Annotated in this window: 10 protein-coding genes; 4 read left to right on the top strand and 6 right to left on the bottom strand. The window is 58.2% G+C overall.

Annotated elements, in window-relative coordinates; translation table 11 throughout:
- Positions 1-72 precede the first annotated feature (72 nt).
- The gene (gene secDF, locus DW189_RS12545; RefSeq protein ID WP_117508423.1) at positions 73-3,099 is read right to left on the bottom strand and encodes a protein translocase subunit SecDF; all 3,027 of its coding nucleotides are present in this window, start codon (positions 3,097-3,099) and stop codon (positions 73-75) included.
- A gap of 147 nt (positions 3,100-3,246) precedes the next feature.
- Between secDF and DW189_RS12540 the strand changes: the two genes are divergently transcribed.
- Complete coding sequence (locus DW189_RS12540; protein WP_117508422.1) at positions 3,247-4,125, top strand: DMT family transporter; 879 nt, start codon at positions 3,247-3,249, stop codon at positions 4,123-4,125.
- A 91-nt stretch (positions 4,126-4,216) separates the two neighbouring features.
- Here DW189_RS12540 and dnaK read toward each other — a convergent pair whose 3' ends face one another.
- The 5 genes from dnaK to ruvA all read right to left on the bottom strand — a co-directional run bounded on the left by dnaK (position 4,217) and on the right by ruvA (position 10,306).
- The gene (gene dnaK / locus DW189_RS12535; RefSeq protein WP_032134379.1) at positions 4,217-6,142 is read right to left on the bottom strand and encodes a molecular chaperone DnaK; all 1,926 of its coding nucleotides are present in this window, start codon (positions 6,140-6,142) and stop codon (positions 4,217-4,219) included.
- Positions 6,143-6,636: 494 nt separating this feature from the next.
- Positions 6,637-6,882: a hypothetical protein gene (locus DW189_RS12530; protein ID WP_018697335.1), complete on the bottom strand. Its 246-nt coding sequence runs from the start codon at positions 6,880-6,882 to the stop codon at positions 6,637-6,639.
- 172 nt (positions 6,883-7,054) lie between these two features.
- The gene (locus tag DW189_RS12525) at positions 7,055-8,626 is read right to left on the bottom strand and encodes an FKBP-type peptidyl-prolyl cis-trans isomerase (RefSeq protein ID WP_117508421.1); all 1,572 of its coding nucleotides are present in this window, start codon (positions 8,624-8,626) and stop codon (positions 7,055-7,057) included.
- 27 nt (positions 8,627-8,653) lie between these two features.
- A complete protein-coding gene (locus tag DW189_RS12520) occupies positions 8,654-9,322 on the bottom strand; it encodes an FKBP-type peptidyl-prolyl cis-trans isomerase (protein ID WP_117508420.1) in 669 nt (222 codons plus the stop codon).
- Positions 9,323-9,721: 399 nt separating this feature from the next.
- The gene (ruvA, locus tag DW189_RS12515) at positions 9,722-10,306 is read right to left on the bottom strand and encodes a Holliday junction branch migration protein RuvA (protein ID WP_117508440.1); all 585 of its coding nucleotides are present in this window, start codon (positions 10,304-10,306) and stop codon (positions 9,722-9,724) included.
- A 99-nt stretch (positions 10,307-10,405) separates the two neighbouring features.
- On the opposite strand from ruvA, the gene DW189_RS12510 reads away from it, so the two are divergent.
- The 3 genes from DW189_RS12510 to DW189_RS12500 all read left to right on the top strand — a co-directional run bounded on the left by DW189_RS12510 (position 10,406) and on the right by DW189_RS12500 (position 12,886).
- Complete coding sequence (locus DW189_RS12510) at positions 10,406-10,987, top strand: OmpH family outer membrane protein (RefSeq protein ID WP_117508419.1); 582 nt, start codon at positions 10,406-10,408, stop codon at positions 10,985-10,987.
- Between the two features lie 222 nt (positions 10,988-11,209).
- A complete protein-coding gene (gene cdaA, locus DW189_RS12505) occupies positions 11,210-12,010 on the top strand; it encodes a diadenylate cyclase CdaA (RefSeq protein ID WP_022332284.1) in 801 nt (266 codons plus the stop codon).
- 345 nt (positions 12,011-12,355) lie between these two features.
- Positions 12,356-12,886, top strand: coding sequence for a GNAT family N-acetyltransferase (locus DW189_RS12500; RefSeq protein WP_117508418.1), 531 nt, complete (start codon positions 12,356-12,358; stop codon positions 12,884-12,886).
- Positions 12,887-12,903 lie beyond the last annotated feature (17 nt).

The raw sequence follows: 12,903 nt of genomic DNA, 5'->3' as shown, positions 1-12,903 counted from the left end.
CGCAAAGTTAAAAATAAAATGGACTGCACCAACCGTGCAATCCATTTTATTTACGTATAAGAAATAGGTGTATTACTCCTTGTCGATCTTGGCACGCTTGGCCATCAGGTCGTAAGCGACCGGCGTAGCGATGAAAATCGTAGCCACCGTACCCACGATGACGCCGACCGTCAGGGCGAAGATGAAGCCGCGGATGGTCTCGCCGCCGAAGAAGAAGATGGCGAGCAGCGTCACGAGCGTCGTACCCGAGGTGTTGATCGTACGCGACAGCGTCGAGTTGATGGCGTTGTTCACGTTATCCTTGAGGTTGCGCTTGGGATAGAGGCCCAGATACTCGCGGATACGGTCGAAGACGACCACCGTATCGTTGATGGCATAGCCGATGATCGTAAGGATCGCGGCGATGAACGCCTGGTTGACCTCCAGGTTGAAGGGCACGAAACCGTAGAGCATCGAGAAGAGGCCGATGATGAACAGCGCGTTGACGGCCAGTGCGAGCGTGGCGCCCGATGCCCACTGCCAGCGCTTGAAGCGGAACGTGATGTAGAGGCCGATGGCGATGAGCGAGAACAACACCGAGTAGATGGCGTTCCAGGTCATGTCCTTGGCGATCGAAGGGCCGATCTTGTCGGCAGTGAGGATACCGTTGACGTCGGTCTGGGTATTACGGAACTGCTCGAAGGAGATGTCGTACGAATAGAGCGGCTTCAGGGCATCGAAGATGATCTGCTCCACTTCGGCGGTAGCCTCGTCCGACGTGTCGTCGTAACGGTACTGCGTCACGATGCGCATCTGATTCTCGTTGCCGTACTGCTTCACCTCGAAGCTGATCGCCGAAGCGTCGGCACCGGCGTGCTGCGAGAACGCCTCGCCAAGGTTCTGGCGCACCTCCTCGGCCGAAACGGCCTTGTCGAAGCGGATCACATAGGCACGGCCGCCGGTGAACTCGGCACCGAGGTTCAGGCCGCGGGCCACGAACGAGATGCACGAAAGGGCGATCAGCACCACGGCGATCGTATAACCCACCTTGCGCACGCGGATGAAATCGAAATGCGTGTTGTTCAGGAAGTTCTCCGACCACTTGCGCGAGAAGGAGATATGTCCCCACCTGGCGACGATCCACTCGATCAGCAGGCGCGTAATGAACACGGCGCTGAAGAACGAAGTGATGATACCGATGATAAGGGTCGTGGCGAAGCCCTGTACGGGGCCGTTACCGAAGATGAAGAGCACGATACCGGTGATGATGGTCGTCAGGTTACCGTCGATGATGGCCGAGTAGGCTTTCGAGAAACCGTCCTTGATGGCCAGCGAGAGCCCCTTGCCGCCGCGCAGCTCCTCCTTGATACGTTCGTAGATGATGACGTTGGCATCGACGGCCATACCCATCGTCAGGACGATACCCGCGATACCCGGCAGCGTCAACACGGCGCCGAACGACACCAAGACGCCCATCAGCAGGAAGACGTTGGTCAGCAGGGCGACGTCGGACATCCAGCCTGCGGTCTTGTAGAACAGGCCCATGTAGAGCAGCACGAGGATGAAGGCGATCACGAACGAGAGCATACCCGCGTTGATCGACTCCTGACCCAGCGAGGGGCCCACGACGGTATCCTGGATGATCTTGGCCGGAGCGGGAACCTTACCCGAGTTGAGTACGTTGGCAAGGTCTTTCGCCTCCTGAATCGTGAAGTCGCCCGTGATCTGCGAGGAACCCTTGTCGATCTTGGTGTTCACGCGGGGTGCGGAATATACGTACCCGTCGAGGACGATGGCGATGCATTTGCCGATGTTCTCGCCCGTCAGGCGCGCCCACTCCTGCGTACCCTCGCCGTTCATGGTCATCGACACCTCGGCCGTAGCGCCGCGCTGGGCGTACTGCTCGGTGGCGCTCGTCACGACCGACCCGTCCAGCGGAGCCTTGCCGTCGGGCGTGGAAACCTTGATGGCATAGAGGTAGTAGCGGCCGTCGATCTTATCGTCGCCCTTGACACCCCACTTGAAGTCGATGTCGGCCGGGAAGAGCTCGCGCACCGCGGGGTTCGCCAGGTATTCGTTGACGGCGGCCATGTCGGCCTTATAGGCGGCACCGATGGCGGCACCACCCGCCTCATTCGGGTCGAGCACGGCCAGCAGCGGGTTCTGCGTACGGTCGTAGCGGCCTGCGTCCACCTGCCCGGCAGCGGCAACGGAATCGGCGCCGATCTCGGCGATCAGGCCTGCGGCGTCGCCGGAAGCGGTCTGCTCACCGACGGCCTCGGCTTCGGCCGATGCGGTCTCGGGCTGCGTGGCGGCAGGAAGCTCGGCCAACTCGGCCTTGATGAGCTTATCGGCGGCAGCCAGTGCGGGAAGCACCTCGCGGGCATCGTAGGTCAGCCAGAATTCGAGCGACGCGGTACCCTGCAACAGGTCGCGCACACGCTGCGGCTCCTTCACGCCCGGCAGCTCGACCAGGATGCGGTGCGAGTTGGGCAGACGCATGATGTTGGGCTGCGTAACGCCGAAATGGTCGATACGGCTGCGCAGGACGTTGAACGAAGCGGCGATGGCGGCATCGGTTTCCTTCTTGAGGATTTTCTCGACGTCGGCATCGGAACTTTCGAGCGTGATGTCCTTGCGGTCGGGGCTGACAAAGATCGCAGCCAGCGAACCGCCGTTCGAAAGGCGCTGGTAGGCCTTCACGAAGTCGGAAATATAGTCTTTCGAGGTGCCGTCCTTCAGGGCCGCGTTGGCCTCGGCGATGGCGCCGACGAAGGCGGGATCGTTCTGGCTGTCGCCGGCGAGCGCCTTGACGACATCCTCGACCTGCACCTCCAGCATGACGTTCATACCGCCCTTGAGATCGAGACCCAGGTTCAGTTCCTTCTCCTTGCACTCCTTGTAGGTGAACTTCTTGAACCCGAGGTTATAAACACCCAGATTCTGAACCGAATCGAGGTAATGCTGTTCGGCCTCGCCCTGCTGGTCGAGGGGGAACTGCGCGGCGTACTCCGACGCCTTCTTCTCTACGCTCCGCGTCTTGAACGTGAAGGAGAGCTGGTAAACACACGCAAGCGCCAAAAGGACTGCGAGTAATTTAATAGCACCTTTACTTTGCATTTGAGTTGAAAAATTTTGTTATTATCTGTTGTAATTATTGTCATTACGCATAATAGCACGCAAAGATAGGAAAAAAGAATTGAAAATCGGAAATAACGAATTAAGATTTGCGTCGGGAAGATAAAAAAACTGTAATTTTGAAGCCGTATGATAAAATATACGGAGTACAAGTACCACCTTGCGGCGCTCTTCAGCGTGGCAGTATGGGGAGCGACGTTCGTTTCGACGAAGGTACTCATCGCCAATTCGCTGACCCCGGCGGAGATATTCCTGCTGCGGTTCGCCATGGCCTACATCTGCATCTGGCCCCTGTCCGGCAGGCGGTTGTGGGCATCGGGATGGCGTGACGAAATGACGCTGGCAGTAGCGGGGATCACGGGCGGCTCGCTCTATTTCCTGACCGAAAACATGGCGCTGGAATACGCCCCGGCGTCGAACGTCTCGCTGATCGTCTGCACGGCGCCCGTATGGACGGCCGTACTGCTGAGCCTGCTCTACCGCGGCGAACGGATGACGCGGCGGCAGGCCATGGGTTCTGCGCTGGCGTTCGCAGGCATGGTGCTGGTCGTCCTCAACGGACGCTTCGTGCTCCGGCTCTCACCCCGAGGCGACATGCTGGCATTGTCGGCGGCGCTGCTGTGGATGGTCTATTCGCTGGTCATCAAACGCATCGGCGGCCGCTACCCTGCCGTATTCATCACCCGCAAGGTATTCTTCTACGGGCTGCTGACCATCCTGCCGGTATTCGTTTTCCAGCCTTTTTCGATCACTTCAGAGGTGTTGGCCCGCCCCGCCGTGTGGGGCAACCTGCTGTTCCTGGGGATCGTAGCCTCGATGCTCTGCTATGTCCTGTGGAACGCCGCGATGCACAGGCTGGGAGCCGTGCGCACGACCAACTACATCTATTTCAACCCGTTGGTGACGATCATCACGGCGGCGGCCTGCATCGGCGAGCGCATCACCCCCGCGGCACTGGCAGGCGCGGCACTGATCCTCTACGGCATGTGGCGGGCGGAACGGGGATAGGCAAAAAAAGGTGCGACCCGGAAAACCGGATCGCACCCCTGGGAATTTATAGGAAAGCCTTGCGGCTGAAGTGTCCCGAACACTTCGCGTATTACTTCACCTCTTCGAACTCAACGTCCTCGGGCTGAGAGCTGTCGCCGCCATTCGACGCGCCGCCGGCATTGGCCTGCGACTGCGACTGGCCGGCATCGGCCCCGGGCTGTGCGCCCTGCGCCTGCTGCTGTGCGTAGATGTCCTGCGATGCAGCCTGCCATGCGGCGTTCAGCTCGGCGATGGCCGTGTCGATGGCCGCCACGTCGGCGTTCTTGTGTGCCTCCTTCAGCTTGGCCAGCGCGCCCTCGATCGCGGACTTCTTGTCTGCGGGGAGCTTGTCGCCATACTCCTTGAGCTGCTTCTCCGTGGCAAAGATATTCGAGTCGGCGGCGTTGATCTTGTCGATACGCTCCTTCTCCTCCTTGTCCTTGGCCTCGTTGGCCTTGGCCTCGTCGCGCATACGCTGGATCTCCTGCTCGGTAAGGCCCGAAGAAGCCTCGATACGGATCTTCTGTTCCTTGCCCGTACCCTTGTCCTTGGCCGAGACGTTCAGAATACCGTTGGCGTCGATATCGAACGTCACCTCGATCTGCGGCACACCGCGCGGAGCGGCGGGAATGCCGTCCAGGTGGAAGCGGCCGATCGACTTGTTGTCGCGGGCCAGCGGACGTTCGCCCTGGCAGACGTTGATCTCGACCGAAGGCTGGTTATCGGCAGCCGTGGAGAAGGTCTCCGACTTGCGGGTCGGGATCGTGGTGTTGGCGTCAATGAGCTTGGTCATCACACCGCCCAAGGTCTCGATACCCAGCGACAGCGGCGTAACGTCGAGCAGCAGCACGTCCTTCACCTCGCCCGTGAGCACACCGCCCTGGATCGCGGCGCCTACGGCCACCACTTCGTCGGGGTTCACGCTCTTGTTGGGCGTGCGGCCGAAGAACTCTTCGACGATCTTCTGGATCGCGGGGATACGGGTCGAACCGCCGACGAGGATCACCTCGTTGATCTGCGAAGCGTCGAGGCCCGCGTCGCGCAAAGCGAGTTTGCAGGGCTCGATGGTCTTGCGGATCAGGTGGTCGCACAGCTGCTCGAACTTGGCACGCGTGAGCGACATAACGAGGTGCTGCGGAATGCCGTTGACGGGCATGATGTACGGCAGGTTGATCTCCGTGGAGGTCGAGGACGAAAGTTCGATCTTCGCCTTCTCGGCAGCTTCCTTCAGACGCTGCAAGGCCATCGGATCCTGGCGCAGGTCGATCTGGTGCTCGGCCTTGAACGCCTCGGCCATGTAGTCGATCAGCACGTGGTCGAAGTCGTCGCCGCCCAGGTGGGTATCGCCGTTGGTCGACTTCACTTCGAAGACGCCGTCGCCCAGCTCGAGGATCGAAATATCGAACGTACCGCCGCCGAGGTCATACACGGCGATCTTCATATCGCTGCTCTTCTTGTCCATACCGTAGGCCAGTGCGGCTGCGGTAGGCTCGTTGATGATACGGCGCACCTTCAGCCCGGCGATCTCGCCAGCCTCCTTCGTAGCCTGGCGCTGCGAGTCGGAGAAATAGGCGGGAACCGTGATGACGGCTTCCGTAACCTCCTGTCCGAGGTAGTCTTCGGCCGTTTTCTTCATCTTCTGCAGGATGATGGCCGAAATCTCCTGCGGCGTATACTGGCGGCCGTCGATATCGACGCGCGGGGTGTTGTTGTCACCCTTGACGATCGAATAGGGGGCACGCTCTATATCGGCCGTAACCTGATCGTAGCGCTCGCCCATGAAACGCTTGATCGAAAAGACCGTACGTTTGGGGTTGGTGATGGCCTGACGCTTAGCCGGGTCACCCACCTTACGCTCGCCGTCCGCCGTGAAAGCCACCACAGACGGGGTCGTGCGGTGTCCCTCGGAGTTGGGAATAACCACGGGCTCGTTGCCCTCCATCACTGCTACGCAGGAGTTCGTAGTACCTAAGTCAATACCAATAATTTTTGCCATAATCGTATATAAGTTTAATGATATTTTTTACGTTGCCCTGTGCCCCGCCCCTTCGCCCTGCGGTTCCGGTTGCCGGTCACGCCAGTAGATCGAACAAAGGTTGTACCAAACAGCAATCCCTGCCAAATTGTCAGCATAATGGCAGAATTTCCCCGTGCGACCGTCCCGGCAACTGCGCCCAGGGTGTTATTTTGGCAGAAAGGCCGGGGAGGAACGGGAGGTGCAAAGCAGGAAGGCAAGCAACCGGGCAGCGGACGAAGGCATACGGCAGCGACACGGGCAATCAGCAGGGGCGTCGGACAGGGACGGGGAAAGGAACAGCCGGGAAAAGAAGGGCAGTCGGGGAAAGAAAGGGTTGCCGGAAAAACAAGGGGCGCCGGAAAAACAAGGGTTACCGGAAAAACAAGGGGCGCCGGAAAATAGAGCGAAAAAAACAGGCCTGCGTTTTCGCAGGCCCTACGACCCGGCCCGAAGGCCGGACTAACTCTTAACAACTATTTGTTCTGGTCGCCAAGGATACGCATTGCAACATCGAGGATCGTCGTGTCGTCCAGTGTAACGACTCCACCGTCCGGGCCCGGTTCGAAATGAACCCCCACGCACTCCTTAGCCTCGTGCTTGCCCCCGAAATAATTGCGGACGGTTTCTACGTCGAGTCCCAGTTCATCTGCAATGCGTTGCGAGCTGCCGCTGGGCAACCTGTCCTTGATACGGCGCAACTCGTTAAATGTGATAATCATATCCGTTGAATTTTAAGTTGAAGTTCTGCATCACTAAGTTAATACAATTTTGCGGAACTGCAAAATTTCTGCCTTAAAAAGTGAAATAAAAACGTAACAAGAACGGAACATAAATAAAACCGCCCCTTCTATTGCGAAAGGACGGTTTTTCCACACCGGCAGCGAAGCCGGATCAATCTTCCGGTTCGATGTAAAGCTGGAAAATAAGGGGCGTGAACGACGGGATCTCGGTGGTGATGGTCGTCACGGTGGTACCCGTGCTGGAACTGTCGTAGCCGGAGCCGTACATGCTGTCGTAGTAACCGCCGTAGTAGCTGCCGTAATAGCCGCCGTAGTAACCGCCGTAGTATCCGCCGCTGCCGTAGTAGCTATTGGCGTAATTGAGGTAGTTGAGATAATCGAGGTAGCTCGACGAATAACCGCTCGACCCCGAAGTGGACGAACTCGACGAGCCGCTCTTGCCCGACGAACCGTAGGCGTTGGTCGACGTGGTGATGAGCTCCGCCCACTGGCCGAACTTGAGGTTGGGGATGGCGTAGTAGAACGCCTGGATCATCCCGCCGCTCGACGGGGTGTATTCGAGCGCCGTACCCGTTTGCGCGACCTCGCCGTAGATGATCTTCTTCACCTCGTCGATGTTCGTGTCGAAGATGAACCCGTCGAGGAAACGGCCGATATACCAGATTTTGGCCGTGCCTTCGAGCGTCACGGAGTCGGCTTCGAGTTTCTTGACCCCCTCATACTTCTCGTAATCGTCGCCCTCGCCGTGGAAACGTTTTTTAAGTGCCTCGGCGATCTGCATGTCGATATCCCTGACCGAAGCTTCGCTGACATAGGGCTCGTAGCCCACGTGGTAAGGCGCAGGGAAGGAGAGCTGATCCCCGGGCTCGGCCGGGTTGTAGCGCACGTTGACATAGACCTGGGGGATCGAGTCGCAGGCGCTGACCCAGCGCTTGGAAGTCTCGCTGTAGGGGTGTTCGGGATCCTCGGGGTCTTCCGGCACCTCCGTGGCGGGCGTGTCGTCGTCGCCCTTGCTGTAAATCTGCAGGCCGCCGTTCAGTTCGCAGAAGTCATCCACATCGGTACCCTCGCGTTCGAGCGGGTTGCTGACCGTGTCGCGGATCTCCATGGTCACGATGAACGGGCGTTTGGAACTGAGCGAATAACCTTCCTGCCCCTCATATCCGCCCGTACCCTCGACGCCGTTGCCGACCACCGACGAAGGCATGTAGAGCCGGATTTTCGAGCCGTAGCGCAGCGTCACCTCGGGGGAGGTGATGCCCAGCCGGTCTTTGTTATTCCGGAAATAGGTATCGCCGAGCGTCAGCGTACGGCGCATGGCCAGCCACGTCCCTTCCATCAGTCCTGAGTTTTCCGAGCCGCAGTAGCGGTAGAAAGGCACATAGTGGGTATACTTGGAGAAAGACCCGGCCAGCACGGCATCGTCGGCATTGCGCGTGAGGATGATGTTGCCGCTCAAATCGCGCCCCGAAAAATCGAAAGACACCCAGATGTCCTCGGTGTTGATCGGATCGGACGCAAGGTCGCCCGCATCGAGCAGGTCGATATAGTACAGCCCTTCGGACTGGAGGTTCTCCACCAGGTCGCTGCGGTGCTGGGTCATCCATGCCTCGAGCGCCTGGTTCTCGAATTTGTCGTAAGATTCCGTTTCTTCTTTCGCGCAGGACGTCAGCACCAGTAGGCCGGCGAGCGGCACGTACAGAAAACGAGCGATAAATTTCATATGTTCGGTTTGTATTTTACTCAACATTTAATTCGCCGGTTCCACGGGGCCGCCCGGATTCTCCGGGTCGACCGGGTCGACCGGATCCACTGCATCCACCGTAAAAAACCAGGCTATGGGACTCTCCTTCGGGATAATGCCGAAATAGTCGTCGCCATAGGCCATATTGTATGTCATATACACCTCGACGGCATCGCCCTCGCGGCAACCAAGTAACGCATCGGCCATCCCTTTTATTATACCGGGGTGTCGCATATCCACCGTCAGCGGCTCGAACGTCCACCATTCGGTATTGAGCCCCCGCCCTTCCAGAAAACTTTTCAGGGCGGCATCGTTCGTATAATAAGGTACGGTCCAGTTATTTTCCGAACCCGTCGTCACGATATTCGCATAGGTGAAGACATAGGCGCGGAAGGTAATCTTCACGGTCGAGGTCGGGGTTACCTCCGGCCAGTTGACCCGGTCGGGATTGTAGATATCGGTAATGTAGCGGTATACGGCATCGCCTGAAACCGTGTAGTAGGGCTGGTTGCTGCCCTCCTCCAGGTTCTCCTCGGCGACGAGCCGGGGGGCGTGCGTCCCGGTCAGGAAAGAGACTATCTTCTCCTTCTGCGCGGGCTGGATGTCTTCGTCGTCGGAACAGCCGGCCAGCGACACGAGCGCAGCGGATAGGCATATGATCAATAGTCTTTTCATCGTCGTATTATCGTGCAAATTTACAAAAACAATCCGATTTCAAAGCATGAAACGTAAAAAAAGCCCCGGTTAGCGTGCCGGGGACAAAAAAAAGACGGCTTCAGCCGTCATAAATCTCTTTCTGCAATCAGCGGTAATAGTCTTTCCGCGGGTTTTTAAGCCGCTGGAGCCGCCGTTGCTTCAGTACATAGATCCCTATTGCGACGGCGACGGCACCACAAACGATGCAGAGCAAGAGGATAATAAATCCAAGTGGGAGCGCCTCTTCCATTTAGCAAGCAAGTTTAACAAATATTACGGCGTATAAAAATACGATGCCGCAAATGTATAGCAAATAATCTGCCCTGCCAAATTGTGGGGGGGGGATTTTTTACACTTTTATTGATAAAAAAAGCTTTTTCATAGGATTTTTAAGGCCATTCGCACCAAATCCTCGACCGAAACGGCCGGATTATCACGCATGATGCCGCGCAACGCCTTCTCGGCCGGAGCCTTGGCGAATCCCAGCATGACCAGCGCCGAAAGCGCCTCGTCGAGCGACTCCCCGCCTGCGGACGGGATCGCCTGAGTATCGCCCTCGGCCAGTCCGGTGAGCTTGCCGCTCAGTTCGACGATGATTTTCTGGGCGGTTTTCAGCCCCAGACCCTTGACGTTTTTGAGCAGTACGGCATTGCCCGAGGTGATGATCCCCTGCAACTCGCGCGGCGAATAGGTCGAAAGGATCATACGCGCCGTATTGCCCCCCACGCCCGAAACGCTGATCAGATGGCGGAAGAATTCGCGTTCGACTTTCGTTGCGAAACCGTACAGGATCTGGGCGTCCTCACGCACGATGTAGTGCACGTACAGACGGGCGTTTTGCGCATGTTCGACGGCCGCAAATGTTTCGAGCGAGATATGGAGGTAGTAACCGACACCTCCGGCATCGATGACCGCATAGGCCGGGGTCGCCTCGGCGACCGTTCCGCTGATGTATTCGTACATGAAATTCAAAATTTACAAGGCGTGGGGCAAAAATAAAGATTTTTTTTTACCTTTGTGATTCAAAAGCCGAATATTTAACTAAAACAGATAAAAAACGACATGAAAAAAATGCTTTTTACGGCGCTCGTTGCGGCTTGCGCCATGACAGCCTGCGGTACGAAGACCACCGAGACGGCCGCCGCCGAGGAGGTTGCCCGCGAAGTCGGATCAAGCGATATCGCTTATGTGCAGGTCGAAGCCGTACTGGCACAATGCGACCTTTTCCTGAATGAAGGCGCAGCCCTGCAGGAAAAGACCCAGAAAGCTCAGAAGAGCTGGGCTCAGAAAGAGCAAAACCTGCAGGCCGAAGCCGCCCAGTTGCAGGAAAAATACCAGAAAGGGCTGATTACCACCAACGATGCACAGGCCCAGCAGCAGAGCATCGAAAAGCGTGTGGCTTCGTACCAGAGTTCCGCACAGAAAGAGGCCCAGGCGCTCGACGAAGAGAACTACGTGTTCACCAACCGTGCGCAGGATCTGTTGCACCGCGCCGTGCAGGAGATCAACGGCGACAAGAAATACAAGCTCATCATCAACGCCACGGCACTGATCGACGCCGATTCGACGCTCAACATCACGCCCGCCGTGCTTGCGAAGGTCAACGAGCTCTACGCAGCGGACAAGAAAGCCGCCAAGAAATAAGGGAGTGTGCATTGCCCCCCGCCGAGCCGTCCCGATCCGGGGCGGCTTTTTTTTTCGGGCGGCAGAGCAGGCAACATGCTGCGACGGGCGACGGCAGGCACACCAGGTAACGGGCGGTAGTACGCAGGCGGCGGGCAGCCAGGAGACATAATCGGAGCGCAAAAGCGGAATGTCCGTAATTTTTTATACATTTGCAGGCAAATTAACAGCAACACACAAGCAATGGGTTTCGTTCCGTTCACATTCGTCGATTTCATAGACATCATCCTGGTCGCCGTGATCATGTACTGGATCTACCGCATGACCAAAGGCACCAACGCGCCCTATATCCTCTCGGGGATCATCGCCATCTACCTGCTGTGGGTGGTGGTGCGGACGCTCAACATGGAACTGTTGTCGACGATACTCGGACAGCTGATCTCGGTCGGGGCCATTGCGCTGATCATCGTATTCCAGCCCGAACTGCGGAGGTTTCTGCAGGTGATCGGGATGCGCCAGAAGCACTTCAACTTCATCACCCGCATCTTCTCGACGGGCGACGACACGGTGCAGACCAACGTCGTGCCGATCGTCACGGCCTGCCGCGAAATGTCGGAAACGAAAACCGGTGCGCTGATCGTCATCGGCCAGCAGAGCGACCTGCGGCTGATCGCCGAGGGCGGCATCGCCCTCGACGCCAAGGTTTCGACGTCGTTGTTAAAAAACATATTTTTCAAGAACGCCCCCCTGCACGACGGCGCCGTACTGATCGAAGGCGACCGCATCGTGGCCGCAAAGTGCATCCTGCCGGTGACGCAGAGCGACGTCCCGAAATCCTACGGCACCCGCCACCGCGCTGCGATCGGCATGAGCGAGATATCGGACGCCATCATCATCGTCGTTTCGGAGGAGACGGGCGGCATCTCGATCGCGCAGGGCGGGGAGCTCCGCCGCGACATCGACCCCGTGCGCCTGCAGCAGACCCTGCAACGCTACCTGACGATCAACACCCGCAAACGCTCGAAAAAAGAGGTGGCCGAGTAAGGCCGGAGCCGGGGAGGGGCAGCAGAGCCTCAAAAACAGCGGCAAAGCCGACGGAAGATATACAAACCCGGTCGGATTACCCGGCCAATATCCGGCAAGCGACGACAAAGCCCGGCTGCGGCGACCAAATAACGGTAGGTAACCGGATAACGGCAGGCAGATGACGCTGACGGGAAACAGCGACCGGAAAACAGCAACCGGAAACAGTAACCGGAAACAGTAACCGGAAAACAGCAACCGGACGGCACGGCAAAAATCCCGGCAGGCTCAAAACGAAGGTACAGGGTCTGCGCTCGGTTCCGCCTCTATTCGAGACGCAACATTCACACGATAAAGATTAAAACTATGATTTTTCCGGCACAGACATCCCGCCTCGTACTGCGTGCATGGAGGGAGGATGATTTCGACGCGTTTGCGGCCATGAACGCAGACCCGCGCGTGATGGAGTATTTCCCCGCCCCGCTGACCCGGGAAGAGTCGGCAGCATTCTTCGGGCATATCCGCGAAGAGTTCCAAACGGAAGGGTTCGGGCTTTACGCCGTGGAAAGGATTTCGGACGGGTTGCTGCTCGGCTACACGGGTCTGCACCGCGTGACGTTCGACGGGCTGTGCGGCCAGATCGAGATCGGATGGCGGCTGCGTGCCGACGCCTGGGGCAACGGCTACGCCCCGGAAGCCGCGCAGGCGTGCCTTGCGCTCGCGGCAAAACTCGGCATCGAGGAGGTGATTGCTTTCACCGCCGTCGCCAACCTGCGCTCGCAGCGGGTCATGCAGAAAATCGGCATGGAGTGCGTGGGTCAGTTCAACCACCCAGCCCTGCCGGAGGGGCACCCCCTGCGGCGGCATGTGCTCTACTGGACAGGGATCAAAGGATAGGTTCCGGCAACGGGCGA

Source organism: Alistipes sp. AM16-43, from assembly GCF_003435745.1.
In the GTDB taxonomy this organism is placed as follows: domain Bacteria; phylum Bacteroidota; class Bacteroidia; order Bacteroidales; family Rikenellaceae; genus Alistipes; species Alistipes onderdonkii.
Note: the sequence above shows the minus strand (reverse complement) of the source record. Positions and strands in the feature narration are given on the sequence as shown.

Excerpts from the sequence above, each read along its gene's own strand:
- secDF (WP_117508423.1), bottom strand. The coding sequence starts at position 3,099 with ATGCAAAGTAAAGGTGCTATTAAATTACTCGCAGTCCTTTTGGCGCTT.
- DW189_RS12540 (WP_117508422.1), top strand. The coding sequence starts at position 3,247 with ATGATAAAATATACGGAGTACAAGTACCACCTTGCGGCGCTCTTCAGC.
- dnaK (WP_032134379.1), bottom strand. The coding sequence starts at position 6,142 with ATGGCAAAAATTATTGGTATTGACTTAGGTACTACGAACTCCTGCGTA.
- DW189_RS12530 (WP_018697335.1), bottom strand. The coding sequence starts at position 6,882 with ATGATTATCACATTTAACGAGTTGCGCCGTATCAAGGACAGGTTGCCC.
- DW189_RS12525 (WP_117508421.1), bottom strand. The coding sequence starts at position 8,626 with ATGAAATTTATCGCTCGTTTTCTGTACGTGCCGCTCGCCGGCCTACTG.
- DW189_RS12520 (WP_117508420.1), bottom strand. The coding sequence starts at position 9,322 with ATGAAAAGACTATTGATCATATGCCTATCCGCTGCGCTCGTGTCGCTG.
- ruvA (WP_117508440.1), bottom strand. The coding sequence starts at position 10,306 with ATGTACGAATACATCAGCGGAACGGTCGCCGAGGCGACCCCGGCCTAT.
- DW189_RS12510 (WP_117508419.1), top strand. The coding sequence starts at position 10,406 with ATGAAAAAAATGCTTTTTACGGCGCTCGTTGCGGCTTGCGCCATGACA.
- cdaA (WP_022332284.1), top strand. The coding sequence starts at position 11,210 with ATGGGTTTCGTTCCGTTCACATTCGTCGATTTCATAGACATCATCCTG.
- DW189_RS12500 (WP_117508418.1), top strand. The coding sequence starts at position 12,356 with ATGATTTTTCCGGCACAGACATCCCGCCTCGTACTGCGTGCATGGAGG.